The following is a 26474-nucleotide window of genomic DNA, read 5'->3' as shown; positions in this document are numbered from 1 at the left end:
ACCAGCTTGGCGATCTTCGACCGCAACTGCCCCGAGGTCAGGTTCTCCGCCCCATCGATGAGCCGATCCTCAACCAGGGCGGCATGCTCATCGCAGACGAACGCGCACCCGTTGACGAACGCGTTGACCTTCGCAATGTCCAGCCGCCCCAACAGCAGCAACGCCAGCACCCGCGGAAACCGCCGCTTCAGGGTGCCGCCCTGAGCCACCAGGTAGGCGGCCGTGCCCGAGGTCACCCGCAGCTTGGCGGCGATCTCCTCCAGCACACTGTCGCGGTGCACGGCCGCCAACGCGGCCGGCAGGGGCGAGCCGTCCTCGCGTACGGCGGGCCGTTCGAACAGCTCCACCGCGGCCATCATCTCCACGCCCTGCGCCCAGGAGGCGATCCGCCGGGCCGCCGCCACCGCATCCAGCACGTGCGCATCCGGCAGCCGCCCCAGCCGAGCATGTCCCCACGCCACCCCGGCGGCCGCACGCCCACCCGGCGCCATCCCGGCGAACCACGGCCACGTCTCACCCAACCCGCCACCCTCGCCCCCGCCGTACCACGACGCGTCACCCACGGGCTCGCCATACAGGGCCTCGTCATGCAGGGGCTCGTCGTCGGCGAAGGCGTCGTCCTCGGGCAGGTCCTCCACGTCATCGAGCGGCGGCACTGAGGAGGGATCGACCCACCACCACTCCCACTCCTGATGCTGCCCGCCACGGACCTCGTCATCCTGACGCTGCCCGCGTTCGCGCTGCTCGTCCTGGCGCTCTGACGTCTGCTGGATCACCCTTCACCCCCTCCGGCCACGTCAAGTGTCCAGCAACCAACTCGAACATGCGAACGACTCGAATCCCCGATATCCCGCAATAAGGGCACCGATCACCGCCCCCCGCGCGAACTTGTTGGAGCGCCACATCATCACGCGCATTTCATGACGCGCACAAACACAGGGATCGGACTATGAATTTGTGCTCGCTCCCGCTGTGATCGGTCCCACATGGTCAGCGCGTATTTCGACGCAGGCCGTTCTGGGTGGCGCTCCTACCGTTGAGCACATCCAATCGAGCTCAACGAAGGAGTTTCATCATGTCTGTCATTCGTCGTCTACTGGCCCTGACCGTGGGCACCGCCACTGTGGGGACAGTGCTGGTCGGACCGGCGGCGGCCGCGCACGCCTCGGTCACCCGGACGGGGGTCGCGGACGCGCAAGTCTGCATCAACGACAAGGCGTTCTCGACCACTCCCAAATGCTTCGCGTACCACATGGAGCAGACCTTCACCGCAAAGGGTCAGTCCAGCGACCGCATTCTCTCCTTCGCGACTTTCGGCCGGTTGACCGCGGAGTTCACGGTCCGGATGAGGGAGGGCCAGGACGACAACTTCTACATCGGCCTGAGCAAGAAGCGGCTGGTTCTCAACGCGAACGGCCAGGTGCTCAACAGCCGCCTCCCCAGGCCGGCTGTGGTGGTCACTCCGTTCACCAGCACCTACACCGACAGCATGTCCGATGAGAAATTCGTGCTCGGGAAGCCCCAGGCTTTCGCGACGATCTCGATCCAGGCCCACCTTCTCTAGTGTGCCCGGCCACCCTCGTCACGCCGACGGACGAACTCCCTAAGCCGGATAGCGGCGGGGAGTGAACACGACGGACCGGCCTCCTCGCTCGACGACCCGCGTCGTCGACGAGCCGATCACCAGCAGGCACCGCATGTCGACGTCGGCCGGGTCGAGCTTCGCCAGGGTGGTGACGCGCAGGGTCTCCGCCGGTCCCCCGACGTCCCGCCCGATCACCACAGGCGTGTCGGGGGAGCGATGCCGTAACAGGAGGTCCCTCGCCGCGGCCACCTGCCACGTACGGCTCCGCGACGCCGGGTTGTAGATGGCGATCACGAGATCGGCGGCCGCGGCGGCGGCGAGGCGGTCCGCGATCACGTCCCAGGGCTTGAGCCGGTCGGACAGGGACAGGACGCAGTAGTCGTGCCCCAGCGGCGCCCCGACCCGGCTCGCGACCGCCTGAGCGGCGGTCAGCCCCGGGACCACGCGGACCGGCACGTCCGCGTACTCGGGCTCGCATGCCACCTCAAGGACCGCGCTCGCCATGGCGAACACTCCCGGGTCTCCCGAGGACACCACCGCGACCCGGGACCCCTCCTTGGCCAGCCGCAGCGCGTGCGCCGCCCGCTCGGCCTCCACGCGGTTGTCCGTCGGATGCCGGCGCTGGCGGGGGTTGGGGGCCACCCGGTCGAGGTACGGGCCGTACCCGACGAGATCATCCGCGGTCGCGAGGGCGTCCTGGGCTTCGGGGGTGAGCCAGGGACGGCCCGCCGGGCCGAGTCCCACCACGACGACCTCCCCCCGAGACGCCGCCGGGGGCCCATCGGTACGTGACTCCGCCCGGGGACCGGCGGCGGACGGCCCGTCGATCCTGCTGGGGAGGATGGCCACCGAGAAATACGGGACGTCCTCGGGGGCGACGTCGGCGAGCCGTTCGATCCGCTGACGATCCGTGGTGGCCCGCTCGACGTACCAGGCGTCGTCCAGGCGGCCCGCCTGCTCCAGCGCGTCCCGCACGGAGGTGAACGTACGGCCCAGCTTCAGGATCGCCGCCGAGTCCGTGGCGGCCAGCCGTACGGCGAGCTCCTCGGGCGGCAGCGTCCCGGGCAGGACGGTGAGGGTCTCGTCCCGCTCGACGAGCGGGCGGCCGAGCACCGCGGACGCCGCGCTGACGGACGTGACGCCGGGGACGACCTCGGTCGGGTAACGGTCCGCCAGCCGCTTGTGCAGGTGCATGTAGGAGCCGTAGAAGAGCGGATCTCCCTCGCAGAGCACGACCACGTCACGTCCGGCGTCGAGATGCGCCGCGAGCCGCTCCGCGCACGTGACGTAGAACTCCTCGATGGCCCCGCGGTAACCGCCCGGATGGTCGGTGGTCTCAGTGGTGACGGGATAGATCAGTGCTTCCTCGATCTGGTCGCCGCGAAGGTACGGCGCGGCCACCGCGCGGGCGATGCTCCGGCCGTGCCGGGCACTGTGGTAGGCGATCACGTCCGCCTCACGGACGAGACGCGCGGCCTTCACCGTGACCAGCTCCGGATCGCCCGGCCCCAGCCCCACGCCCAGCAAACGCCCCACCGGCGCGGGCTCCCGGCCGCTGGGCTCACTGTTCTTGTCGCTCATTCTTCCTCGCTCGCGATCGCGTTCAGGGCCGCCGCGGCCAGCGCGCTCCCACCTCGGCGCCCACGCACCACCAGGTAGTCGAGGCCGCCGTGCTCGGCCAGCGCCTGCTTGGATTCGGCGGCGCCGATGAAGCCGACCGGTACGCCGAGGACGGCGGCGGGCCGCCCGGCGCCCTCCCCCACCAGCTCAAGCAACCGGAACAGGGCAGTGGGAGCGTTGCCGATCGCCACCACGGCCCCGTCGAGCCGGTCCCGCCAGAGCTCCAGCGCCGCCGCGCTGCGGGTCGTCCCGAGTTCGCGGGCCAGGCCGGGCACCCGGGGATCCCCGAGGGTGCACAGCACCTCGTTACCGGCCGGCAGCCGGCGGCGGGTCACTCCGGAGGCCACCATCGTCGCGTCGCACAAAATCGCGGCGCCCGCTCGGAGAGCCGCCCTCCCGGCGGCCACCACGCCGGGAGACCAGGCGAGATCGGCGACGAGGTCCACCATCCCGCAGGCGTGGATCATCCGCACGGCCACCCTGGAGACGTCCTCCGGCAGGCCGGCGAGGTCCGCCTCGGCGCGGATCGTGGCGAAGGACCGGCGGTAGATCTCCGCGCCGTCCCGGATGTAGTTGATGACGAGCTCCTTCAGTCGATCGCGTCGCGGTGTCGCGCGGCGGAGTAGAGGTGGCTGTCGGGGAACTCGGAAGCGGTCAGCACCGCGCCGACGATGACGACGGCCGTGCGGACCACGCCCGCTTCGCGCACCCGCCCGGCGATGTCGGCCAGGGTGCCCCGCAGGACCACCTCGTCGTCCCTGCTCGCGCGGGCCACCACCGCGACCGGGCAGTCCGCGCCATAGCTGGGGGTCAGCTCCTCCACCAGCGTCTCGATGCGCTGGACCGCCAGGTGCAGCACCATCGTGGACCGGCTGCGGCCGAGCGTGCCGAGGTCCTCCCCCGGAGGCATGGGGGTAGCGCGCGCCGACGTCCGGGTCAGCACCACCGTCTGGCCGACTCCGGGCACGGTGAGCTCGCGCCCGAGGGAAGCGGCCGCGGCGGCGAAGGCCGGGACACCCGGTGTCACGTCGTACGGCACGCCCGCCGCGTCCAGGTGGCGCATCTGCTCGGCCATCGCGCTGAAGATGGACGGGTCGCCGGAGTGCAACCGGGCCACGTCATGCCCGGCGGCATGGGCGGACAGCATCTCGGCGACTATCTCGTCCAGCGTCATGCGGGCGGTGTCGACCAGTCGCGCGCCGGGGGGCGCGTGCTCAAGCAACTCCTTGGGCACGAGCGATCCGGCGTAGAGGCAGACCGGCGAGGCGGCGATCAGGTCGCGCCCGCGCACGGTGATGAGGTCGGCGGCGCCCGGCCCGGCCCCGATGAAGTGCACTGTCATGGTCTTGCCTCTCTGGTCCCACGACGGGTCACCGCCGCACCGCCGTCCACACCAGGACGGGCATCGCCGGCCGCCATGCGGTGAAGCCTCCGACCGGCGCGGCCCGGTCGACCGCGATCCGGACGAGGTCGCCGCCGACCTTGCCGTGCCAGGCGGCCACGACCGACTCGGACTCCAGGGTCACCGCGTTCATCACGAGCCTCCCGCCGGGGCGCAGCGCCTCCCAGCACGCCTCGACGGTGCCCTGAACCGTCGCGCCGCCGCCGACGAAGACCGCGCCGGGCGGTTCGAGGCCCGTGAGAGCCTCTGGAGCCGTGCCGTGCACCACCCGCAGTCCGGGCACGCCGAGGGCCGCCGCGTTCCGCCCGATCCGGGCCGCGCGTTCGGCGCGGCTCTCGACCGCGACCGCCCGGCAGGCGGGATGGGCGCGCATCCACTCGATGGCCACGCTCCCGGCCCCGGCGCCCACGTCCCAGAGCAGCTCACCCGGCACGGGAGCGAGCCGCGACAGCGTCACCGCCCGGACCTCGCGCTTCGTCAGTTGCCCGTCATGCTCGAACGCCTCGTCCGGCAGCCCGGGGACGGAGGGCAGCGCCGGCACGCCCGGGTCGGGCCGGCATTCCACGGCCACGACGTTCAGCGGGTCGATCTCCGTGACCTCCGCCTCCCACCGCCCGGCCGTACTCGACATCTGGCGCTCGCCCGGGCCTCCGAGCTGCTGGAGCACGGTCATCACGCTGGCGCCGTACCCCCTCGCGACCAGCAGCGCCGCGACCCGCCCGGGAGTGGCGGCGTCGGCGCTCAGCACGACGACCCGGCCCCGTACGAAGGGGTGCAGCGACTCCACCGGGCGGCCGACCAGGCTCACGACCGCCGTTTGCTCGACCGGCCAGCCCATCCGGGCGCAGGCCAGCGAGACCGACGAGGGATGCGGCAGCACCCGGACCCGGTCGGCCCCGAGCAACCTCACAAGCGTCGTGCCGACCCCGTAGAACATCGGATCGCCGCTGGCCAGCACGCATACGGCCTGGTGGGCCCGCTCGGCCAGCAGCCCCTCGACGGCCGGCAGCATCGGCGAGGGCCACGTGACGCGTTCCGCGCCGGTGTCCGGCACCAGCGCGAGCTGCCGCGCGCCACCCATGAGGACCTCTGCGGCGCCTATCTCGCGCCGCGCGACCGGAGACAGCCCGGCCCAGCCGTCGGCGCCGATGCCGACGACGGTCACCAGCCCGCTCATGCGCCGCGAGCCGCTCGTGACACCAATCTCCGGGCGAGGTGAGGGCTTCCGGCCCAGTGCAGGTGCACGTAGGACGCGGCCAGTCGCGGCCCGCCGTACCCGTCGGCGCCGTCCCGCCATCGGTAGAGCGGCGGCACGTCACTGGCCGGGCTGACGCGCGTGCGGTGGAACTCGTGGCCGTGGTAGCGCTCCCCCTCCCGGGTCAGCACCGAGTCGCGTACGGCCACGGCCCGCCGATAGCCGAGCGTGAGCGTGCCCGTCATGGTGGCGGTGGCGTCCACGACCCCGCACATGGGACGGCCGTCCAGCTCCCGGCACAGATAGAGCAGCCCGGCGCACTCGGCCACGATGGGCCCGCCGAAGGCGGCGACCTCCCGGCGGAGCGGCTCGTTGGCCGACAGCTCGGCGGCGTACACCTCGGGGAATCCGCCGGGCAGCACGAGGGCTGACGCGCCAGCGGGAAGGGTCTCGTCGCTCAGCGGGTCGAAGACGGCCACCGTGGCCCCGGCCGCCTCGATCAGCTCGGCCTGCTCCGCGTACCCGAACGTGAACGCCTTTCCCCCGGCCACCGCCACGACCACGTCACCGTCACCGTCACGGCCCTCCTCGGGAGGCATACCGGCGAGGACCTGGTGTGGGTTCCACGCGGGGGCGTTGAGGGGGGACGCGCCGCGGGCGAGCCGTACGAGCGCTTCCAGGTCGCAGGTGGCCGTCACCAGCTCGCCCAGCGCCGCCACCGCGCGCACCGCTTCGGCCGTCCGCTCGGCGGGGGGCACGAGGCCGAGATGGCGGGAGGGCGTCGCGGCCACTTCGGTACGGGGGATGGCCCCGAGCACCGCGACCCCCGTCTCGGCGAGCGCGTCGCGGCAGATCTGCTCGTGCCGGGGCGAGCCGATCCGGTTGAGGATCACGCCGCCGATCCGTACCCGGGTGTCGTAGGACGCGAACCCGTGGACCAGCGCGGCCACCGATCGCCCCTGCCCGGACGCGTCGACGACCAGCACCACCGGCGCGTCAAGCACGCGCGCGACATGCGCGGTCGACGCGAAGTCGCCGCCGGACGCGCCGTCCGGCACGGCTCCGGCGTCCGGTACGGCGGCGCCGTCGTACAACCCCATCACGCCCTCGATGACGGCGATCCCGGCCCCGGCGGCGCCATGCAGTCCGGCGGCGCCACGCAGGAGCAGGGGCTCGATCAGCGCCTCACCGACGAGCCAGGGGTCGAGGTTCCGCCCCGGGCGCCCGGCGGCCAGCGCGTGGTAGCCGGGATCGATGTAGTCCGGCCCCACCTTGTGCGGCGAGACCGTGAAGCCCTTGGCCGTCAGGGCCGCCATCAGCCCCGTGGCCACCGTCGTCTTGCCGGATCCCGAGGAGGGCGCCGCGATGACGAGGCGCGGAAGCTCAGCCACTCCCGCCCCTCCCCCGCGATCGGACCGCGCCGATCACCATTCGATGCCCTTCTGGCCCTTCTGGCCCGCGTCCATGGGGTGCCTGACCTTGGTCATCTCCGTGACCAGGTCGGCGGTCTCCAGCAGGCGCGGATGGGCGTCCCTGCCGGTGATCACCACGTGCTGGATGCCGGGACGGCCGGCGAGAGCGGCCACCACGTCCTCCACATCGATCCACCCCCATTTGATGGGGTAGGTGAACTCGTCCAGCACGTACAGCCGGTAGGTCTCGGCCGCGAGGTCGCGCTTGATCTGCTCCCATCCCTCACGGGCGTCGGCGGCGTGGTCCTCCTCGGCGCCGGCCTTCTTGATCCACGACCAGCCCTCGCCCATCTTGTGCCACGCGACCGTGCCTCCCGCGCCCGACTCGCTGAGCACGGCCAGGGCCCGCTCCTCGCCCACTCGCCACTTGGCCGACTTGACGAACTGGAAGACCCCGACCGGCCAGCCCTGGTTCCACGCGCGGAGCGCGAGCCCGAACGCCGCGGTCGACTTCCCCTTGCCCGGGCCGGTGTGGACGAACACCAGCGGCCGGGTGCGCCGCTGCCTGGTCGTGAGGCCGTCGTCCGGCACCGCCGCCGGCTTCCCCTGAGGCATGTCAGGCCGCCTTCCTGCGCTCGTGGACGAGCTCGCGCAGCCCGTCCGCGGCCAGCTCCTCCAGCCGTACGGCTTCGCCGCCCAGCCGTCCCGCCAGCCGTACGGCGAGGCCGAGCCGTACGGGTCCGCTCTCGCAGTCGACCACGACGGAGGTCACGCCGCGCAGCAGCGCGGCGGCGCGGTCCACGTCGGCCGTCGCGCCCGACGTGACGCGTCCGTCGGTGACCACGACGAGCAGCGGCCTGCGTGACGGGTCGCGGAGCCGTTCGACCCGCAGCACCTCGGCGGCCCGGCGCAGGCCCTCGGCGAGCGGCGTGCGCCCGCCCGTGGGCAGGGAACGCAGCCGTGCCGCACCCGCCTCCACCGAGGAGGTCGGGGGAAGCACCAGCTCCGCGGCCGAACCGCGGAACGTCACGAGACCGACCTTGTCACGGCGCTGGTAGGCGTCGAGGAGCAGGCTCAGCACGGCCCCCTTGACGGCCTCCATCCGGCGGCGAGCCGCCATCGACCCGCTCGCGTCCACGGCGAAGAGCACGAGGTTGCCCTCGCGGCCCTCGCGTACGGCCTCGCGCAGGTCGCCGGGCCGCACCACCAGCCCCGGCCCGGTCCTGCCGCGTTCACGCTGGTGTGGGGCCGCCGCGCGAAGGGTCGCCGTGAGATGGGGCGAGGTGAGGCGGCCCACCGGCGTCCGCGACCCCGAGACCCGGCCGTACGGCGTGCGGGCTCGTGACCGCCGTCCGGGGCTGCCCGTGCCGAGCCCCGGGACGGTCAGCGCACGCACCCGGTACGGCTCGCCCGGCCGCGCGGTGGACGTGGCCGCCTGCCCCTTCCCGGCGCCACCGGCTTCGCCATCTCCTGTGCCACTCGTAGTCGTATCCGCCTGGCCGTTCTCCGCGCTGTCCGCCTGGCCGTTCTCCGCGCTGTCCGCCTGGCCGTTCCCGGCGCTGTCGGCCCCGCCGTCGGGGTCGGTGTCCGGGTCGGGGTCCGGCTTGGAGTTGTCGAGAAGCTCGTCGAGCTCTGACTCGTCGAGGCCGGGAGCGTCAAACGGGTCACGGCGGCGCCGGTGCGGCAGGGCCAGGCGGGCCGCGGCCCGCACGTCCTCGGCGGTGACCTCCGTGCCTCCTCGCCAGGCCGCGTGGGCGACGGCGGCATGGGCGGTGATCAGGTCGGCCCGCATGCCGTCCACGCCGAACGCGGCGCAGACGGTGGCGATCTGCCGTAGCGCGGCGTCGGAGAGCGCCACGTCACGAAGGCGGCCCCGCGCCTCGGCTATGCGAGCGGCCAGCGCTTGCTCCTCCGCCGTCCATCGGGCGGCGAAGCCCTCCGGGTCGTCCTCGAAGGACAGCCGCCGCCGCACCACCTCGGCCCGCTCGCCGGGGTCGCGTGACGCGGCCACCTCGACGGTCAGCCCGAAGCGGTCGAGGAGCTGGGGCCGCAGCTCGCCCTCTTCCGGGTTCATCGTACCGACCAACAGGAACCGCGCCGGGTGCCGTACGGACACCGCGTCGCGCTCGACGTAGCAGGTGCCCAGCGCGGCGGCGTCGAGGAGCAGGTCCACCAGGTGGTCGTGCAGCAGGTTGACCTCGTCCACGTACAGCACGCCGCGGTGGGCGGCGGCGAGCAGGCCGGGCTCGAAGGACTTCACGCCCTCGGTGAGCGCGCGTTCGAGGTCGAGCGAGCCGACCAGGCGGTCCTCGGAGGCTCCCACCGGAAGCTCGGCCAGCCTGGCGGGCCGCACCGACGCGTCGGGCCGGGGTCCGTGGGGCCCGTCGGGGCACGCGGGCTCCGGAGCGGCGGGGTCGCAGGAGAACCGGCACCCGGGCACGACGGCGACCGGCGGCAGCAGCGCCGAGAGCGCCCGCACGATGGTCGACTTGGCGGTGCCCTTCTCGCCGCGGATGAGCACCCCGCCGGTACGCGGTGACACGGCATTGAGGATCAGGGCCAGCTTGAGCTGATCGAGCCCCACGATCGCCGTGAACGGATAGTGGCGCGCGTCAGGCATCTCGCCTCGTTCTGTCATGAGTCATCGGTCGCTCCCGCTCACGCGGGGAGTGCGGGAGCGGGGGCGTAGCGGGACGTGAGCACGCGCTCGGCCAGCGGGCCGAAGATCAGCCCGACGCCCGCCCACAGGGTGACCTGCGTGCCGAGCGAGGCGAGCCGGAATCTCCACAACAGAGCGGCCGGGAAGTGGGCCGGCACCTCGTCGATCGCCGGGAGCAGCAGGCACGCCGCGGTCACGGCGACGAGGAACGCCGCCACGGCCAGCAGCGCCGCGTTCCAGCCGCCGTAACGGGGGGCGAGGCGGCGGCGCAGATAGAGCGCCACGGCGGCGAGGGCCACCGAGCCGGCGACGAGCGCGAAGTACACGACGGTCCGCTCCCGGAGACTGTCCGGGTCGCCGACCCCCGGCGGGTTCGCGGGGTACTTCAGGAACGGCACCAGCGCGACGGTGACGAACGCCCCGAGCGCGATCAGGGCCGCGGTGGCCCGCGCGCTAAGCGCGCCCAGGCGCCCGTAGGCGAAGGCGAACACGAGCGCGAAGACGCCGCCGATCGCGACGCCGTAGACGCCGACGGCCGTGGCGAGGCCCACGGTCGACTGGACGGCGCGGCTGAACGGCTCAGGTTCGGCCGCCTCCTCCGCCGCGTGCCCGACGTGGGCGCCTTCAAGGACGATGGCACGCCCGAGCTCCGGCTCGCCGAAGACCCAGGCGAAGACGAGAGCGAGGACAGCGGCGACCAGGCCCGCGAGCATGCCGCGGACCAGCAGATTTCTCACCATTGCGGTGACTCGTCCCCTTGTCAGTGACAGGGGAAGCCGAGCAGGTGACGGCCGTCGTGCACGAACTCGTGCACGCCGTTCCCGGAGATCAGGGCGGTGACGCCCTGCTCCGCGCCGACGAAGTAGAGGAGGACGATGGCCAGGACGCCGGCGAAGACGGCCCAGGGGATCAGCTCGCGGACCGGAATGCTGACCGGAACGGGCTGGGAGTGGGGAACGGCGGCTTGAGCCATGGGAAGAGCCTCCTCGGGATCACGCGTCCCAATTGGGGTGGCGGTGACGATGGAGGGTCTGACTCCCGGTCCCGGAGGACCGGTCACAGTGGCGCGGCCGTACCAGAGTCTCGCTGGCTTCCCCACATCATCATTAATGTCGCTTTACGCTACGACCTGACATACCGCAGCGTCAATTGAGCAAAGGGTCCGAATGACCGTCCGCCTGGTCCTTGTTTGTCACGGTTACACCGAGGCGATGCGCCGAGCGGCGTTCCCCCTCGACGAAGAACTGGACGAGCGGGGGCTGCGGCAGGCCTCCGACGCCGCCCCCCTGTACGCCGGAGTCAAGAGCGCCTCGTGCGGCCCGTCGCGGTGCTGCGGGGAGACCGCCGCCGGGCTGGGGCTGCACGCCGAGGTCGACGAGGGGCTGCGCGACTGCGACTTCGGCCACTGGGCCGGGAGGTCGCTCGCCGAGGTCCAGGCGGCCGATCCGGAGGGCGTCCGGGCCTGGCTGACCGACCCGTCCGCGGCCCCGCACGGGGGCGAGTCAGTGCTCGCCCTCGTCGATCGGGTCGGCGCGTGGCTGGCCTCAGCCGCGAGCGGGGTCGCGGTGACACACCCCGCCGTGATGAGGGCCGCGGTCGTCCACGTGCTCCGCACACCGGCCGAGGCGTTCTGGGCGATCGACGCCGAGCCGCTCTCCCGCCTCTCGCTCACCGGCCACGGGGGTCGCTGGCGACTCCGCCTGGCGGAAGCGCCGGCAGGCCGTCAGGAGCGCCGTTCTCGATGAGCGCGAGCAGCGCGTCCGTGTCGACGTGCCGCTCGATCAGGTCGCCGAGCGCGTCGAGTTGCCGCTCCCTGAGCGCGGCGAAGGACACCCCCGGCGACGGCGCGAAGCCGGTCCTCCCCGCGGCGGACGCGACCTCGGTCAGGAAGGCGCGGCGGAACTCGTCGTTCTCGAGCGCGCCGTGCCAGGTCGTCCCCCACACGGCCCCCGCCCGGCAGCCGTCCAGGAACGGCTCGGCGTCGCCGTCCCTGGACACGATCCCGTGGTGGATCTCGTAGGCCGCGACGCGGCAGCCGTACGCCTCTCCGACCGGCCGGGCGAGCGTCTTGCCCGCCGCGAACTCGACGGTGGCGGGGAGCAGGCCGAGCCCTTCGACCAGTCCCGCGCCCGACTCCACGTCGTCGCGGATCCACCGCGCGAGCATCTGGTAGCCGCCGCAGATCCCGAGAACGGGCCCGCGCCGCTCCGCGATGGCCGACGCGAAGCCGGTACGGCGGAGCCACCCGAGGTCGCTGACCGTGGCCCGCGACCCCGGCAGGATGACCAGGTCGGCCTCGGCGATCTCCGCGACGTCACCGGGCGAGCTGAGGAGCCTGACCACGACGCCCGGCTCCGCCACGAGGGCGTCGATGTCGGTGAAGTTCGAGATCCTGGGATAACGCACCACGGCCACCCGCAGGCTCCGCCCCGGACCGGGCGGCGCCTGCCGGACGCCCTGGTTGTCCAGGGCGAGCGAGTCCTCCAGGTCCATCCAGAGCCCGTCGAGCCATGGCAGCACGCCGTACACCGGGCGTCCGGTGAGGTCCCGCAGCGTGTCGAGGCCGGGAGCGAGAAGCTCGGGCGCGCCGCGGAACTTGTTGATCAGGAATCCGCCGATCAGCGCCTGGTCCTCGGCGTCGAGCAGCGCGAGCGTGCCGTAAAGGGACGCGAAGACGCCGCCGCGGTCGATGTCCCCGACGACGATCACGGGGATGCCGGCGGCGCGGGCCAGCCCCATGTTGGCGATGTCGCCCCTGCGGAGGTTGATCTCCGTGGGGCTGCCGGCCCCTTCGCAGACGACCACTTCGAAGGACGACCGGAGCCGCTGGTAGGACTCCAGCGCGACCTGCCTGAGGCGGTCCTTGTACGCGCCGTACTCCATGGCGTCCACGTCGGCCAGCGGCCTGCCGAGGACCACGACCTGGCTTCGCCGGTCACTGCCCGGCTTCAGCAGGATCGGGTTCATGTCGGCGGTGGGCTCCAGACCGGCGGCCTGCGCCTGCGCGACCTGTGCCCGCCCGATCTCGGCGCCGTCCGCGGTGACGTACGAGTTCAGCGACATGTTCTGCGCCTTGAACGGCGCGACCCGGACGCCGCGACGGGCGAGCCAGCGGCAGATCCCCGCCGTGACCACGCTCTTGCCGGCGTCCGAGGTCGTGCCGGCCACGAGCAGCGTCCCTTTGAGCGCCCCTTCCGGCGTTCGTTTCAACACAGGCCAACGATGCCAGCAGCCGGTCGGCTTCCCCTGCCCGGTATGGGATTCCGCTCTGGACCGCTCCTTTCGCATTTCTTCAAGAGTTAGTCAAAGTGCTGTATTGACACATAAACGTAACAGTCATAGCGTCCCCTCGGTGGCCATACCACGGCCGCCGAAACGCCGGACGCCCAGCCAAAAGCCGAGGCGACCGGCGCCATCCGGCGGGCGCGCGCGGGGCTACCCGCGCGCACTCCGAAGAAGGGAGATCCCCCCGGCCTGCCGATTCCGTACGGCAGGCGCAGGGCGGCGACCGCTTAGTCACCGGAGCGGTCCGAGGCCCGAGCCACGCCGGCGCCCGCGTCCTCAGCGGGACACGCCGGTCTCCCCGATGGGTCTCCAAAGCGCCCCGTCCGCCCTGCCGGCACGCGGCATGGCCGCCCTCCTGGCGCCGGCGCGCGGACAGCGTAGCGAGTCCATCCACCCCCCGCATTGGACAGTGATGCCGCGCCGCGGCAGAGGAGGGTTTCGTGACCCTGAACAACGACCACATCGGCGTGGTCTCCCACCCACCACGCCGTGAGCGGCGATTGATGCCGCTCATGCTGGTCCTGGCGACGCTCGCCACGGTGGGCCTGACGGTGACGGTGATGCCGAGCGCCACGGCGGCCGTCCTGCCGACCGGCTGGACCACCGTGGTGAACAAGAACAGCGGCAAGTGTGTGGACGCCCGGGCCGCGGCCTCGGCGAACGGCACCGCCGTACAGCAGTACAGCTGCAACGACACCGCCGCCCAGCTCTGGCAGCTGCAGGCGACGAGCGGCGGCTACTACCGCGTCAACAGCAACCTCAACGCCGCGCAGGCCTGGGACGACACCAACGTCTCCACGGCGGACGGCTCCCCCATCCAGCTCTGGGCGTACAGCGGCGGCAACAACCAGCAGTGGCTGCCGGTGGAGGAGGCCGGAGGCACATACCACTTCGTCAACCGCCACAGCGGCAAGTGCCTCGACGTGCCCGCCGCCTCGACCGCGGACGGCGTGCAACTCCAGCAGTACACCTGCAACGGCACGGCGGCCCAGTCGTTCACCCTGGGAGCGGGCCCGACACCGACGCCCACTCCGACATCGGGCAATCCGGACCTCGGCCCCAACGTCAGCGTCTTCGACCCGTCGATGTCCGCCTCGGCCATCCAGAGCAAGCTGAACTCGGTGTTCAGCCAGCAGGAGAGGAACGAGTTCGGCAACAACCGCTTCGCGTTCCTGTTCAAGCCCGGCACCTACAACGTCGACGTCAACGTCGGCTACTACACCCAGGTGCTCGGTCTCGGCGCGTCGCCCGACAATGTGACCATCAACGGCGGAGTGCACGCCGAGGCCGACTGGGACAACGGCAACGCCACTCGGAACTTCTGGCGCGGCGCCGAGAACCTGTCGGTTAACCCGCCGGGCGGCACGGACCGGTGGGCGGTCTCGCAGGCCGCGCCGTACCGCCGGATGCACGTCCGCGGCAATCTCCAGCTCGACGACGGCGGCTGGTCAAGCGGCGGCTGGATCTCCGACTCGAAGATCGACGGCCAGGTGCGGTCGGGCACGCAGCAGCAGTGGATCTCGCGGAACTCCCAGTTCGGCAGCTGGGACGGCTCCAACTGGAACATGGTCTTCGTCGGCGTGAACGGCGCGCCGGCCACGAGCTTCCCCAACCCGCCGTACACCACCGTGGGCACGACGCCGGTCGTCCGCGAGAAGCCGTTCCTCTACGTCGATCAGGCCGGCGCCTACCAGGTGTTCGTGCCGGCGCTGCGGACGAACTCGCAGGCCACCACCTGGGTGGGCAGCACTCCAGCCGGGTCGTCGATCCCGATCGACCAGTTCTTCATCGCCAAGCCGGGCAACACCGCCGCGGAGATCAACGCGGCGCTCAGCCAGGGCAAGAACCTGCTGTTCACCCCGGGCGTCTACCACGTCAACGACACGATCAGGGTGAACCGTCCCGACACGGTCGTGCTCGGCATCGGCCTGGCCTCCATCATCCCGGACAACGGCGTCACCGCGATGTCCGTCGCCGACGTCGACGGGGTGAAGATCGCGGGCCTGCTCATCGACGCCGGCCCGACGAACTCGTCGCTGCTGATGCAGGTCGGCCCGACCGGCTCGACCGCGAACCACGCGGCCAACCCGATCTCCCTGCACGACGTGTTCTTCCGCATCGGCGGCGCGGGCGTCGGCAAGGCCACGACCAGCCTGGTCGTCAACAGCAACAACGTCATCGGCGACCACATGTGGATCTGGCGAGCTGACCACGGCAGCGGCGTCGGCTGGTACAGCAACACCGCGGACACCGGCCTCATCGTCAACGGCAACGACGTCACGACGTACGGCCTGTTCGTCGAGCACTACCAGAAGTACGAAGTCATCTGGAACGGCAACGGCGGCCGGACGTACTTCTTCCAGAACGAACTGCCGTACGATCCGCCGGACCAGGCCTCCTATATGAACGGGAGCACCCGCGGCTACGCCGCCTACAAGGTGGCCAACTCGGTGACCACACACGAGGCGTGGGGCCTCGGCAGCTACTGCTACTTCAACGTGAACCCCAGCGTCGTCGCGGAGCGCTCCTTCGAGGTGCCCAACACGCCGGGCGTGAAGTTCCACAGCATGGTCTCGGTGACCCTTGGCGGCAAGGGAACCATCAACCGGGTCATCAACAACACCGGCGGCCCGGTCACCCCCTCCAACTCGGTGGTGAAGGTGACCAACTACCCGTAAGGACCGCGGACGTCGGCTTCACGCAGAGTCGGCCCCGCTGGTAATCAGCGGGGCCGATTCGCGCTTCTTCACCGGTGCCGATCAGTTGGACGGGGGCCAGTGAGACAGCTTGGCCGGGTTCATCACCCACATGATCTGATCGATCCCTTGTGCCGAGGCGCTTATGGTCAGGAGTGCGACGACGGTCCCACCGTGCGAGACCAGCACACCCGGCCGTCCGTTCGCTTCGACCCATTCGATCGCCGCACCAGGCCAGAACCTCGGCGCGAACGCCGCGACGACCTTCGCGACGCGCGTACGGCCGATCACCAGTATCCGCGCGGCACCACGTACGGCTCCCCCGCCGTCCGAGTAACTGACGACATCCGAGGCGAAGAGCTCTTCAAGAGCGGCGACGTCGCCCATCCGCGCGGCGGCGAGGAAGGCCTCCAGCAGGCGTCGGTGCGCGGCCGAACTCACCGGCCTGCGGCGCTGGGCGGCGATGTGTTTGCGCGCGCGGCTGACGAGCTGCCGGGTGTTCGCTTCACTCAGCTGAAGGACGGCCGCGATCTGACCGTACGGATAGTCGAACGATTCTCGGAGAACATACGCCGCTCGCTCCGTAGGCGAGAGCCTCTCCAGCAGAAGCAGGACAGCGAGTTCCAACGCCTCGCCTCGCACAGCTCCTGCTTCGAGGTCAGTGTTGGTGTCCACTGGTTCAGGAAGCCAAGGGCCGACGTACGTCTCGCGCCGGCTCCGGGCGGACTGGGCGACATTGATCGCTAGTCGTGTCGTCGTCGTCGCGAGGAACGCCGAGGGGTCCTTGACAGCCGTGCGGTCGGTGGTCTGCCACCGTACCCAGGCCTCTTGCACGATGTCCTCGGCCTCTGTCGCGCTGCCGAGCATGCGGTATGCGATCCCAAAAAGCCGGGGACGCAAGCCGACGAAGACCGAGGCAGCCTGATCGAGCGCACTCGCCGCCTGCGGGTCACCTAGCTGCATGATCGCGACCTCCCCCTGTCCATGTCGCCTGTCCAGCCTACGAAGGCCGGTCACCGGCTACCGAACGAGGGTCTCAATCGTGATCGCCCAGGTCATGCGCGTCGCGCTCGTGAGCCTGTGGCTGCGCGCGGCGAAACCGCGGCGCCGTCGCGTCCTGACGGCGCCGCGGCGGCTTCGGTGCTCGGCTAGTTGATCGCCCACTTCTGGTTGGCTCCGCCGGAGCAGTCCCAGATCTGCAGGGGCGTGCCGTCGGCCGAGCTCACGTTGGTGGCGTCCAGGCACTTGCCGAGCGCGCGGAGTGTGCCGTCGCCGGGGGCCGTCCACTTCTGCGCCGCCGTGCCGTTGCAGTCGTAGAGCTGGACCTTCGTCCCGTTGGCGCTGTTGGCTCCCGCCACGTCCATGCACTTGCCCAGGGCCCGGAGGGTGCCGTCCGAGCCGACGGTCCACTGCTGGGCGGCCGTGCCGTTGCACGTCCAGAGCTGGACCTGGGCGCCGTTGGCGGAGTTCGCGCCGGCGACGTCCACGCACTTCCCGCCGTAGCCGGTGATCTTCTTCGCGGTGCCGCCCCCGCCGCCTCCGGCGGTGTCGGTGACGCGCACGTAGTCGACGACGAGCTGCTGCGGGAAGACGGTGGTGGCGTCGGGGTCTCCCGGCCAGTAGCCGCCGACGGCGAGGTTGAGGATGACGAAGAACGGGTGGTTGTAGACCCACGTCCTGCCGCCCAAGTCGGCGGGTGTGCGGGTCTGGTAGGCGACGCCGTCCACGGACCAGGTGATGGTGTTGGGCGACCAGTCGATGGCGAAGGTGTGGAAGCCGTCGGCGAACTTCTGACCCCCTGGCAGGGTGTAGGGGGCGCCGATGCCTCCGGAGCCGAAGTAGCCGGGGCCGTGCAGGGTGCCGTGGACCGTGCTCGGCTCGAAGCCGACGTTCTCCATGATGTCGATCTCGCCGCTGCCCGGCCAGCCGACGTCGCCGATGTTGTTGCCGAGCATCCAGAAGGCCGGCCACATGCCCTGGCCGCGCGGAATCTTCATGCGGGCCTCGAAGCGGCCGTAGGCCTGTGTGAACCTGCCGGCCGTGTTCAGCCGGGCCGAGGTGTACTGGCAGCTGCCGTACCAGCAGTTGTAACCCGCGGGGTTCTCCCGGCGTGCGGTGATCACCAGGTTGCCCTGGCCGTCGAGGGAGGCGTTCCTGGTGCTGTTGGTGTAGTACTGCCGCTCGTGGTTGTTGACGTTGTCGCCGGTCTCCAGCTGCCACTTGCCGCCGTCGACGGCGCTACCGGCGGGCCCGGTGAAGTCGTCGAAGAAGGTGACGGTGGCGGCGGAGGCGGGCGCCGGGGTCAGCGTGCCGTACGTCGAGACGATCGTGACGGCCGCCAGGAGCGCGAGGCCGCGGCGGCGGATCCCGGGCAGGGTGATTGACATGTGCCGGCTCCTTTCGGGGGGTGAGCGGAGCGATGAGCCACTGGGTGCGCGAAAGCCGGGAGCGTCGCCAGGACCGGGCGGGCAGGCTCCACCCCTGGCGAGGACGCCGCTCCAGTGGTGCAAGGGAGGGACCCGCGACTAGCGAGGAATGGTCGACCCGGACCCTTTTACGCCACTTAGTTAATGCTATGAATTGAACCGTGATGGATCACAATGGGTCAAGAGGCTGGCGGGGACACGACGGAGAGCGCGGCACATGGCGATGAGGCGAGCGACGGCCCGCGACGTGCGCCGGGCCAACCGGTCCGTCGTGCTCACCAAGATCTACTCGGAGGGGCCGCTGAGCCGTCACGACCTGACCCGGTTGACGGCGCTGTCCCAGGCCAGCGTGAGCACTCTGGTGGCCGAGCTGCTGGAGGAGGGGCTGGTCGAGGAGGCCGGGCTGGTCGAGTCCGACGGCGGACGCCCGCGCACGCTGCTCCGGGTGTCCCCGGCGTACGGCCACGTCATCGGGGTCGATGTCGGCGAGACGCGCATCCAGGTCGAGCTGTTCGACCTCTCGATGACCGCGCTGGCCAAGACCGACTGCCCGATCGAGCCGGGCAGGATGGATCCGGCCGAGGTCGTCGGGCACGTGCTCGACGGCATGGGCTCGGTGACCGGCCAGGCGGGTGTCGCCGAGTCGGCGCTGCTCGGCGTCGGCATGGCGGTCTCCGGCGTGGTCGACCAGGGTGACGACGGGCTGGTCCACGCGCAGACGCTCGGATGGGACGGCGTGCCGCTCCGGGCCATGCTGCGCGCCGGCACCTCGGTGCCCATCCACATCGACAACGGGGCCAAGACCCTGGGCCAGGCCGAGATGTGGTTCGGCGCGGGCCGGGGCGCGCAGCACGCGGTGATCGCGCTGGTCGGCTCGGGTGTCGGGGCGGCCGTCGTCGCCGGCGGGATGAGCTACCGCGGCGCGCGGAGCAGCGCGGGCGAATGGGGCCACACGACGCTCGTCTTCGGCGGCCGGCTGTGCCGGTGCGGCGCCCGCGGGTGCCTGGAGGCGTACGTCGGCGCGGAAGGCGTCCTCGACCGGTTCCGGGAGGCCAACCGAGGCCGTCCGGCGGAGGGCGCCGACGAGGAGTCGGCCATCGGAGCCCTGATGGCGGCCGCCGACGAGTCGCGGACCGCGCGGCGCGTCCTGTCGGAGACGGTGGAGTATCTGGGCGCGGGGATCGCCTCGCTGATCAACCTGTTCAACCCCGAGCGGATCATCCTCGGGGGCTGGGCGGGGCTGGCACTCGGGGCTCGCTGGCTGCCGGAGATCCGGGCCGCCGCGGGCGAGCACGCGCTGCGGCGCCCGTTCTCCCAGGCGACGATCGAGATGTGCCGGCTCGGCCAGGACGCGGTGGCCCTCGGGGCGGCGACGCTACCGGTGGCCGAGCTGCTGGCGACCGGCGGGACGGCGCGATCGGCCCCCATGAGCCCCATCACCCCCATGAGCCCGGTGAGCCCGGTGCGGCCCCTGGCGGGACCGCACCGGGCCGGGTGAGGGTTCTAGACGGTCCACCTCTGGTTGGCCCCGCCCGAGCAGTCCCAGATCTGCAGGGGCGTGCCGTCCGCGGAGCTCACTCCCGTGGCGTCCAGGCACCTGCCGAGCACCCGGATCGTGCCGTCGGCGCCGACGGTCCAGGTCTGCGCCGCCGTCCCGTTGCAGTCATAGATCTGCACCTTGGTCCCGTTGGCGCTGGACCCGCCGGCCACGTCGAGGCACTTGCCGAGCGCCCGGATCGTGCCGTCGGCGCCGACGGTCCACTGCTGGGCCGCCGTGCCGTTGCACGTCCAGAGCTGGACCTGGGTGCCGTTGGCGGAGTTGGCGCCCGCCACGTCCACGCACTTGCCGCCGAGCCCGGTGATGGCCTTGGCGCCGCCACCGCCACCGGACTGCGTCCCCGCCCAGGTGAAGGTCGCGGACGTCTTGGTGGGCAGCGTGTAGGTGAACGACTGGCCGCCCCAGTTCACCTTGATCGACTGCGGGCCGCCGGTGTTGTTGTACGCGATGAGGGCCTTGCTCCCGTCGGGGTTCTTCCACGCGACGTTCGGGACCGAGGAGTTGGCCGTGGAGTCGATGCGGTACGCCCCGGGCTTCACGAACTTGGTGAGGTGCCCCATGGTGTAGTACTCGATCGTGTAGTCGACCTGGCCGTGCCTGGCGTCGCCGTTGTGCACGGTGATCAGGCCGGTGCACTTGTCGCAGCCACCGGTGTGGGGGCCCATGTTCTGGTCGACGGCGAGGCTCCACTTGACCCAGCTGCGGTCCCAGTTGCGCGTGTAGTCGACCAGGTTGAGCATGTCCTCCGTCTGCTGGTTGGGGATCCACGTGCCGCCGGAGTGCTCGGTCTCGTAGTGGTTGATCGACGGGTACTGGTTGTGCACGGTCGTCTGCAGGGTGACGTCGCCGCCGTACCCGTGCCACGCGATGCCGCCGAACAGCGGGTCATTGCGGATGGCGGAGTCGGACAGCGGCACCGAGCCGAGGTCGTTGTAGTCGCCCCAGTTCCAGTCGAGGGCGAGGGTCTTGGTGGTGATGCCGGCGTTGCGGAAGGCCGGCCACAGGTTGTTCTTCATGAAGTAGGCCAGGCCGGAGCCGTTCCAGTTCATGGAGGCGTAGGTCGTGCCGGGGCCGCAGCAGTTGGGCTCGTTCGACACCGACACGTAGTCGATCTTGACGCCCTGCGCCTGGTACGCCTGGATGTACTTCACGAAGTACTGCGCGTACATCGGGTAGTACTCGGACTTGAGCCAGCCCTGGTCGATGAAGTTGTTGTTGCTCTTCATCCAGGCGGGCGCGCTCCACGGGACCGCCTTGACCTTCAGGTTCGGGTTGAGCGCCTTGGCCTGCTTGGTCAGCGGGAGCACGTCGGCGAGGTCGTGTGCGATCGAGAAGTCGCCCAGGTCGCAGCACGTGTCGTCGTAGGAGTAGTTGTACCGGGCGAGGTCCGAGGCGCCCATCGGGTTGCGCAGGAACGCCAGCCCGATGCCGTCGACCGGGTCGAACAGCTTCCGCATGACGGCGTCGCGTGTCGCCGGGGTGAGCGCGCCGCTGCTGTTCATCAGCCAGGCGGCGGTGTCGGTGAACGACGCGCCGCCCCCTTCGAACTGCTGGTACGTGGTGTTCTCGTTGACGGTGATCGTCTGGTTGCCCGCCGGGCTGCTCGCCGCGAACGCGATGGGCGTCTGTGGCTGCAACCCGCGGGTGACGACCCGGCCGCCCGAGTCGGACGTGGTGGTCAGCCAGATGTTGACGGCCTCGCCCGCGGCCTGCGCCGCGGGGGCTTGGACGACGCCGAGCCCGGCGCCCGCGAGAAGCAGGGCGCCGGCCAGGGCCAGCCGTGATGGCATGGGGGATCTCCCTTGTTGGGGGGCACAGGGGAGCGGTTACGGCCTCGGCCCGGAGAGCGCATGGCTGCGCCGACCGGTCCCGCCTCGCAGGCGAACCCGCCGTAGAACTCCGCCTGTACGGCCCTGCCCGGCGACGCACTGGCGACGATGCAGTGGTAACACGTCCGTAAACGACGCGCAACAGGCGAAGCCCTGGGAAACGAGTCGGTAACGCAACCTTGACGCAGGTCAGACTTCGGCTCTTGAATCTCAAATCGAAATAAGTATCAAAGTTGGGCACGCCGGGGTGGCACCCAACACTTCCACGGAAGGTGGAGTTGATGCGCAGAGGGCACCGACTGGGCGCTGCCGCCCTGGCCGTCACCGCGATGCTCGCCGCGCTCGCGGCGTGCGGGAGCGGCGGCTCCGGCAACGGAGGCGGCGGAAGCCAGGGCAAGACCAAGATCGTGATCGGCACGTTCGGAGAGTTCGGCTACGAACCGCTCTACGCCGAGTATGAGAAGCTCCACCCCGATATCGACATCGTGGCCCGGGTCACCAAGGCCGAGGACCACCACAAGAACCTCGCGGCGCACCTCGCCACGAACCAGGGCTCGGCCGACATCGAGGCGATCGAGGAAGGTTGGATCGGCCAGTTCAAGGCCCAGCCCGACAAGTTCGTCAACCTGCTGGACCTGGGCGCGGGCGACCTCAAGTCCCAGTGGCCCGAATGGAAGTGGCAGACGTCGGTCTCCAAGGACGGCAAGCAGATCGGGCTCGGCACCGACGTCGGCGGCATGGCGATGTGCTACCGCACCGACCTGTTCAAGAAGGCCGGCCTCCCCACGGACCGCGACCAGGTCTCCGCGCTCTGGAAGGACTGGGACAGCTACATCGCGACCGGCAAGAAGTTCGCCGCGGCGAAGGTCCCCGGCGCGGCGTTCTTCGACGGCCCGACCGTGATGTACCGGGCGATCCTCGGCCAGGCGGACGTCGGTCTCTACGACACCAGTGACAACGTCGTCGTCGAGAGCAACCCCTCCGTGCGGGGCGCCTTCGACAAGACCATCGAGGCGATCAACGCGGGCCTCTCCGCGAAGATCATCGCTTGGTCGCCGGACTGGAACGCCGGCTTCCAGAAGGGCAGCTTCGCCACCATCGCCTGCCCGGCGTGGATGCTGGCCCAGATCCAGGAGCTGGCGAAGGACTCCGCCGGCAAGTGGGACGTCGCCCAGGTCCCCGGCGGCACCGGCAACTGGGGCGGGTCCTTCCTCACCATCCCCAAGCAGAGCAAGCACCAGAAGGAGGCCTTCGCGCTGGCCAAGTGGCTGACCAGCCCCGAACAGCAGGCCAAGGTCTTCCGCGGCGCGGGCCTGTTCCCCTCGACCCTCACGCTGTACAAGGACCCGGTCATCACGGACTTCAAGAGCCCGTTCTTCAACAACGCCCCGGTCGGCAAGATCTTCTCCGACTCCGTGGCGACGATGAAGCCGCAGTACCTGGGCCCGAAGGCCGGTGACATCAACACCGCCATCATCAACGGCCTCACCCGCGTCGAACAGGGCAAGCAGTCGCCCGACCAGGCATGGCAGCAGGCGGTCTCGGAGATCAAGCAGATCGTCTAGCCTGCGGCACGGCCTCGGCATCGCGTCACCGGCGATGCCGAGGCCTGCCCCCTTAAGGAGTTCGACGTGAAAAGCTGGCTGTACCGCGCCGATGTGAAGGCGTCGCCGTACCTCTACATCTCCCCGTTCTTCCTGGTGTTCGGCGCACTCGGCGTGTTTCCGCTGCTCTACACGGCATGGGTCTCGCTGCACAAGTGGAGCCTGCTGTCGGAGCAGCACACGTTCGTGGGCATCGACAACTACACCCACCTGCTCCACGACTCGTTCTTCTGGAACGCCCTGGGCAACACGGTCTCCATCTGGGTGCTGTCCACGGTGCCGCAACTGGTGCTCGCGCTGCTGCTGGCGCACATCCTCAACAACCGGCTGCGCGGCGAGACCATCTGGCGCACCGGCCTCCTGCTGCCCAACCTCGCCAGCGTCGCCGCCGTCGCGATCATCTTCGGCCAGCTCTTCGGGCGCGACTTCGGCCTGATCAACTGGGTGCTCAGCCTGGTCGGCGGCGGCCACATCGACTGGCACGCGGGCACGGCGACCTCGCAGCTCGCGATCTCGGTAATGATCATCTGGCGCTGGACGGGCTACAACGCGCTCATCTACCTCGCCGCCATGCAGGCCGTACCCGAGTCGCTGCACGAGGCGGCCATCATCGACGGCGCCAGCTCACTGCAGCGCCTGCGCAAGATCACCATTCCCGCGATCCGGCCGACCATCATCTTCACGGTGATCGTGTCGACCATCGGCGGGATGCAGGTCTTCACCGAGCCGCTGCTGTTCGGAGCCGGAAGCAACTCGCTCACCGGCGGCTCCGACCGGCAGTTCCAGACCCTGTCGCTCTACCTGTACGAAGTCGGGTTCGGCCGATACGACTTCGGCTACGCCTCCGCGACCGCCTGGATGATGTTCCTGGTGATCGCACTGGCCGCCATCGGCAACTACCTGCTCACGCGACGCATCCGGAGGGCAGGATGACCACGACGCTCACCCGCACCGCCACCTCGACCCCGGGCACGGCCTGGCGCGGCCGCCTCCGCCGGGTCCGCCGCGTGAAGCCCGGCCCGCTCACCTACCTCACCCTGACCGCGTTCGTGTTCTTCTCCGCGTTCCCGCTGTACTGGAGCGTGGTCGTCGCCTCGCGGGACAACTCCGTCCTCGGCCGGGTCCCCCCGCCGCTCTTCCCCGGCGACCAGCTCATCGCCAACCTCCGCCGGGTGTTCGACACGGTGCCGTTCGGCCTGGCCATGGTGAACTCGCTGATCGTGTCCTCGGTGATCACGTTCAGCGTCGTGCTGTTCTCGACGCTCGCCGGGTTCGCCTTCGCGAAGCTGCGCTTCCGCGGCCGTCCGGGGCTGTACGTCGCCGTCATCGCCACGATGATGGTCCCGACCCAGCTCGGCATCATCCCGCTCTACATGCTGATGGCCAAGCTGGAGCTCATCGACAGCCTGTACGCCGTCATCGCGCCCAACCTGGTCAGCGCGTTCGGCGTGTTCTTCATGACGCAGTACCTCACCGCGGCCCTGCCGACCGAGCTCCTGGAGGCCGGCCGCGTCGACGGCGCCACCACGATCAGGCTGTTCTGGCACGTCGTGCTGCCCGTCGCCCGGCCCGCCGCGGCCGTCCTCGGCATGCTCACCTTCATGAACGCGTGGAACGACTTCTTCTGGCCGCTGGTCGTCCTCACGCCGGAGAACCCGACCGTGCAGGTGCTGCTGTCGAGCATCGCCAGCGGCTACTTCACCGACTACTCACTGACCCTGACCGGCACCGCACTGGCGACCCTGCCGTTGATCCTCGTGCTCGCGGTGCTGGGCAAGCAACTGATCCGTGGAATCATGCAAGGAGCTGTTAAGGGATGACTCAGACTGACGACCGCACCGCGACCGGGCTGGCTTTCCCGGCCGGTTTCCGCTGGGGTGTGGCGACCGCGTCCTATCAGATCGAGGGCGCGGCCTCCGAGGACGGCCGGACGCCCTCGATCTGGGACACCTTTGCGAGAACTCCCGGCCGAGTCCATCTCGGGCAGACCGGTGACGTCGCCTGTGACCACTATCACCGCTATGCCGGCGACGTGGCCCTCATGCGAGACCTGGGGGTGGGCACCTATCGCTTCTCGGTGGCCTGGCCGCGGATCAAGCCGGACGGCACCGGGCCGGTGAACAGCCGTGGCCTTGACTTCTACGACCGGCTCGTCGACGCCCTCCTGAACGCCGGCATCGACCCCATGGTCACGCTGTACCACTGGGACCTGCCGCAGATCCTGGAGGACCGGGGCGGCTGGACGAACCGGGACGTGGCCTACCACTTCGCCGACTACGCGAGCGCCGTGTACGCCCGTCTCGGCGACCGTGTCCGCACGTGGACGACGCTCAACGAGCCGTGGTGCTCCTCGTTCCTCGGCTACTCCAGCGCCGACCACGCGCCGGGCCGTACGGACCCGGGGGCGGCCTTCCTCGCGGCGCACCACCTGCTGCTCGGGCACGGGCTGGCGGCCCACGAGCTGCGCGCCGCGGGCGCGCGGGAGGTGTCGATCACGGTCAACCTGAGCCCGGTGACCCCCCGCGACCCGGCCGACCGGCACGACGTGGCCGCGGCCCAGCTGCTGGACGGCCTGCACAACCGGATCTTCCTCGACCCGATCCTGCGCGGGCGCTACCCGGCGGACATGCTGGACCTGGTGACCCGCTTCACCGGCCTGGACCACATCCACGACGGAGACGACGCGGTCATCGCGGCGCCGATCGACTTCCTCGGCGTCAACTACTACGCCCCGACGCACGTGGCCGCGAAGGTCGGCGCCCCGGCGACGGCCAAGTTCCCCGGCTCGGAAGGGGTCATCTTCCCCGACCAGCCCCTGCCGGTGACCGGCATGGGCTGGCCCATCGAGGCCGACGGCCTGCGCCGCCTCCTCGTACGGCTCGCGGCGGACTACCCGTCGACCCCGTTGCTGATCACGGAGAACGGGGCGTCGTTCCCGGACTTCGCCGACAACGGCCGGGTGGCCGACGACGACCGCATCGACTACCTGCGCACCCACCTGATCGCGGCCCACCAGGCGATCCAGGAGGGAGTGGACCTCCGCGGCTACCTCGCGTGGTCGCTGATGGACAACTTCGAATGGGCGTACGGCTACGAGAAGCGGTTCGGCCTCGTCCACGTCGACTACGCGACCCAGGAGCGCCTGCCCAAGGACAGCGCCCTGTGGTTCCGCGAGGTCATCGCGAGGAACGCGGTCTGACCCC

Annotated in this window: 22 protein-coding genes and 1 riboswitch; of the genes, 8 read left to right on the top strand and 14 right to left on the bottom strand. The window is 70.7% G+C overall.

All coding sequences use genetic code 11. The features are described from left to right. A partial coding sequence (locus ABH927_RS25340) for a DUF222 domain-containing protein (protein ID WP_370025438.1) occupies positions 1 to 776 on the bottom strand: 776 nt, incomplete at its 3' end. A 299-nt stretch (positions 777 to 1075) separates the two neighbouring features. Here ABH927_RS25340 and ABH927_RS25335 point away from each other — a divergent pair. Further along, on the top strand, positions 1076 to 1564 hold the full coding sequence (locus ABH927_RS25335) for a hypothetical protein (protein ID WP_370025436.1): 489 nt from the start codon (positions 1076 to 1078) through the stop codon (positions 1562 to 1564). A 39-nt stretch (positions 1565 to 1603) separates the two neighbouring features. Here the strand turns inward: ABH927_RS25335 and ABH927_RS25330 are convergent, their stop codons facing one another. The 9 genes from ABH927_RS25330 to ABH927_RS25290 are packed head-to-tail and all read right to left on the bottom strand — an operon-like array spanning position 1604 to position 10846. After that, entirely contained in the window at positions 1604 to 3166 is a 1563-nt protein-coding gene (locus ABH927_RS25330; RefSeq protein WP_370025435.1) for a precorrin-2 C(20)-methyltransferase, read from the bottom strand. Beyond that, positions 3163 to 3798, bottom strand: a complete 636-nt coding sequence (locus tag ABH927_RS25325; protein ID WP_370025448.1) for a precorrin-8X methylmutase — start codon at positions 3796 to 3798, stop codon at positions 3163 to 3165. The genes ABH927_RS25330 and ABH927_RS25325 overlap by 4 nt, the downstream gene beginning before the upstream one ends. Continuing rightward, positions 3795 to 4547 (bottom strand): precorrin-4 C(11)-methyltransferase, encoded by a 753-nt coding sequence (cobM, locus tag ABH927_RS25320; protein WP_370025433.1) that lies wholly within the window; start codon positions 4545 to 4547, stop codon positions 3795 to 3797. Before cobM ends, ABH927_RS25325 begins: the two co-directional genes overlap by 4 nt. 28 nt (positions 4548 to 4575) lie before the next feature. Further along, positions 4576 to 5784, bottom strand: coding sequence for a precorrin-6y C5,15-methyltransferase (decarboxylating) subunit CbiE (gene cbiE, locus ABH927_RS25315; RefSeq protein ID WP_370025431.1), 1209 nt, complete (start codon positions 5782 to 5784; stop codon positions 4576 to 4578). After that, entirely contained in the window at positions 5781 to 7193 is a 1413-nt protein-coding gene (locus ABH927_RS25310; protein WP_370025429.1) for a cobyrinate a,c-diamide synthase, read from the bottom strand. The genes cbiE and ABH927_RS25310 overlap by 4 nt, the downstream gene beginning before the upstream one ends. Before the next feature lie 33 nt (positions 7194 to 7226). Then, a complete protein-coding gene (cobO, locus tag ABH927_RS25305; protein ID WP_370025427.1) occupies positions 7227 to 7829 on the bottom strand; it encodes a cob(I)yrinic acid a,c-diamide adenosyltransferase in 603 nt (200 codons plus the stop codon). 1 nt (position 7830) lies between these two features. Beyond that, positions 7831 to 9834, bottom strand: coding sequence for a putative cobaltochelatase (locus tag ABH927_RS25300; protein ID WP_370025424.1), 2004 nt, complete (start codon positions 9832 to 9834; stop codon positions 7831 to 7833). 38 nt (positions 9835 to 9872) lie between these two features. Next, a complete protein-coding gene (locus ABH927_RS25295; RefSeq protein WP_370025421.1) occupies positions 9873 to 10613 on the bottom strand; it encodes a CbtA family protein in 741 nt (246 codons plus the stop codon). A 20-nt stretch (positions 10614 to 10633) separates the two neighbouring features. Then, positions 10634 to 10846: a CbtB domain-containing protein gene (locus ABH927_RS25290; protein ID WP_261583583.1), complete on the bottom strand. Its 213-nt coding sequence runs from the start codon at positions 10844 to 10846 to the stop codon at positions 10634 to 10636. A gap of 33 nt (positions 10847 to 10879) precedes the next feature. Continuing rightward, positions 10880 to 11022: riboswitch (cobalamin riboswitch) on the bottom strand. 17 nt (positions 11023 to 11039) lie between these two features. On the opposite strand from ABH927_RS25290, the gene ABH927_RS25285 reads away from it, so the two are divergent. Further along, the gene (locus ABH927_RS25285) at positions 11040 to 11618 is read left to right on the top strand and encodes a histidine phosphatase family protein (protein ID WP_370025418.1); all 579 of its coding nucleotides are present in this window, start codon (positions 11040 to 11042) and stop codon (positions 11616 to 11618) included. On the opposite strand, the gene ABH927_RS25280 is transcribed toward ABH927_RS25285, so the two are convergent. After that, positions 11542 to 13083 carry a cobyric acid synthase gene (locus ABH927_RS25280; RefSeq protein WP_370025447.1) on the bottom strand — a complete coding sequence of 514 codons (1542 nt, stop codon included), beginning with the start codon at positions 13081 to 13083 and terminating at the stop codon, positions 11542 to 11544. The genes ABH927_RS25285 and ABH927_RS25280 overlap by 77 nt on opposite strands. A 515-nt stretch (positions 13084 to 13598) precedes the next feature. Here ABH927_RS25280 and ABH927_RS25275 point away from each other — a divergent pair. Next, entirely contained in the window at positions 13599 to 15836 is a 2238-nt protein-coding gene (locus tag ABH927_RS25275; protein ID WP_370025415.1) for an RICIN domain-containing protein, read from the top strand. Positions 15837 to 15917: 81 nt separating this feature from the next. Here the strand turns inward: ABH927_RS25275 and ABH927_RS25270 are convergent, their stop codons facing one another. Together ABH927_RS25270 and ABH927_RS25265 are read right to left on the bottom strand one after the other, a co-directional pair. Further along, a complete protein-coding gene (locus tag ABH927_RS25270) occupies positions 15918 to 16817 on the bottom strand; it encodes an RNA polymerase sigma-70 factor (RefSeq protein WP_370025412.1) in 900 nt (299 codons plus the stop codon). A gap of 185 nt (positions 16818 to 17002) precedes the next feature. Then, positions 17003 to 18241, bottom strand: coding sequence for a family 16 glycosylhydrolase (locus tag ABH927_RS25265; protein WP_370025410.1), 1239 nt, complete (start codon positions 18239 to 18241; stop codon positions 17003 to 17005). Positions 18242 to 18497: 256 nt separating this feature from the next. Here ABH927_RS25265 and ABH927_RS25260 point away from each other — a divergent pair, with 256 nt between their 5' ends. Beyond that, positions 18498 to 19778 (top strand): ROK family protein, encoded by a 1281-nt coding sequence (locus ABH927_RS25260; RefSeq protein ID WP_370025407.1) that lies wholly within the window; start codon positions 18498 to 18500, stop codon positions 19776 to 19778. Positions 19779 to 19783: 5 nt separating this feature from the next. On the opposite strand, the gene ABH927_RS25255 is transcribed toward ABH927_RS25260, so the two are convergent. After that, the gene (locus ABH927_RS25255; RefSeq protein ID WP_370025404.1) at positions 19784 to 21628 is read right to left on the bottom strand and encodes a ricin-type beta-trefoil lectin domain protein; all 1845 of its coding nucleotides are present in this window, start codon (positions 21626 to 21628) and stop codon (positions 19784 to 19786) included. A 320-nt stretch (positions 21629 to 21948) separates the two neighbouring features. Here ABH927_RS25255 and ABH927_RS25250 point away from each other — a divergent pair, with 320 nt between their 5' ends. The 4 genes from ABH927_RS25250 (at position 21949) to ABH927_RS25235 (ending at position 26470) form a co-directional block, all read left to right on the top strand. Continuing rightward, positions 21949 to 23232, top strand: coding sequence for an ABC transporter substrate-binding protein (locus ABH927_RS25250; protein WP_370025401.1), 1284 nt, complete (start codon positions 21949 to 21951; stop codon positions 23230 to 23232). 66 nt (positions 23233 to 23298) lie between these two features. After that, a complete protein-coding gene (locus ABH927_RS25245; RefSeq protein WP_370025398.1) occupies positions 23299 to 24204 on the top strand; it encodes a carbohydrate ABC transporter permease in 906 nt (301 codons plus the stop codon). Further along, a complete protein-coding gene (locus tag ABH927_RS25240; protein WP_370025395.1) occupies positions 24201 to 25091 on the top strand; it encodes a carbohydrate ABC transporter permease in 891 nt (296 codons plus the stop codon). The genes ABH927_RS25245 and ABH927_RS25240 overlap by 4 nt, the downstream gene beginning before the upstream one ends. Continuing rightward, positions 25088 to 26470: a GH1 family beta-glucosidase gene (locus ABH927_RS25235; protein WP_370025392.1), complete on the top strand. Its 1383-nt coding sequence runs from the start codon at positions 25088 to 25090 to the stop codon at positions 26468 to 26470. The genes ABH927_RS25240 and ABH927_RS25235 overlap by 4 nt, the downstream gene beginning before the upstream one ends. Positions 26471 to 26474: the final 4 nt, after the last annotated feature.

It is taken from the genome of Planotetraspora sp. GP83 (assembly GCF_041262585.1).
In the GTDB taxonomy this organism is placed as follows: Bacteria; Actinomycetota; Actinomycetes; order Streptosporangiales; family Streptosporangiaceae; genus JAOEGB01.
Note: the sequence above shows the minus strand (reverse complement) of the source record. Positions and strands in the feature narration are given on the sequence as shown.

Coding starts and splice junctions, on each gene's coding strand:
- ABH927_RS25330 (WP_370025435.1), bottom strand. CDS start 3,166: ATGAGCGACAAGAACAGTGAGCCCAGCGGCCGGGAGCCCGCGCCGGTG.
- cbiE (WP_370025431.1), bottom strand. CDS start 5,784: ATGAGCGGGCTGGTGACCGTCGTCGGCATCGGCGCCGACGGCTGGGCC.
- cobO (WP_370025427.1), bottom strand. CDS start 7,829: ATGCCTCAGGGGAAGCCGGCGGCGGTGCCGGACGACGGCCTCACGACC.
- ABH927_RS25235 (WP_370025392.1), top strand. CDS start 25,088: ATGACTCAGACTGACGACCGCACCGCGACCGGGCTGGCTTTCCCGGCC.
- ABH927_RS25265 (WP_370025410.1), bottom strand. CDS start 18,241: ATGTCAATCACCCTGCCCGGGATCCGCCGCCGCGGCCTCGCGCTCCTG.
- ABH927_RS25295 (WP_370025421.1), bottom strand. CDS start 10,613: ATGGTGAGAAATCTGCTGGTCCGCGGCATGCTCGCGGGCCTGGTCGCC.
- ABH927_RS25335 (WP_370025436.1), top strand. CDS start 1,076: ATGTCTGTCATTCGTCGTCTACTGGCCCTGACCGTGGGCACCGCCACT.
- ABH927_RS25255 (WP_370025404.1), bottom strand. CDS start 21,628: ATGCCATCACGGCTGGCCCTGGCCGGCGCCCTGCTTCTCGCGGGCGCC.
- ABH927_RS25250 (WP_370025401.1), top strand. CDS start 21,949: ATGCGCAGAGGGCACCGACTGGGCGCTGCCGCCCTGGCCGTCACCGCG.
- ABH927_RS25300 (WP_370025424.1), bottom strand. CDS start 9,834: ATGCCTGACGCGCGCCACTATCCGTTCACGGCGATCGTGGGGCTCGAT.
- ABH927_RS25270 (WP_370025412.1), bottom strand. CDS start 16,817: ATGCAGCTAGGTGACCCGCAGGCGGCGAGTGCGCTCGATCAGGCTGCC.
- ABH927_RS25240 (WP_370025395.1), top strand. CDS start 24,201: ATGACCACGACGCTCACCCGCACCGCCACCTCGACCCCGGGCACGGCC.
- ABH927_RS25290 (WP_261583583.1), bottom strand. CDS start 10,846: ATGGCTCAAGCCGCCGTTCCCCACTCCCAGCCCGTTCCGGTCAGCATT.
- ABH927_RS25260 (WP_370025407.1), top strand. CDS start 18,498: ATGGCGATGAGGCGAGCGACGGCCCGCGACGTGCGCCGGGCCAACCGG.
- ABH927_RS25285 (WP_370025418.1), top strand. CDS start 11,040: ATGACCGTCCGCCTGGTCCTTGTTTGTCACGGTTACACCGAGGCGATG.
- cobM (WP_370025433.1), bottom strand. CDS start 4,547: ATGACAGTGCACTTCATCGGGGCCGGGCCGGGCGCCGCCGACCTCATC.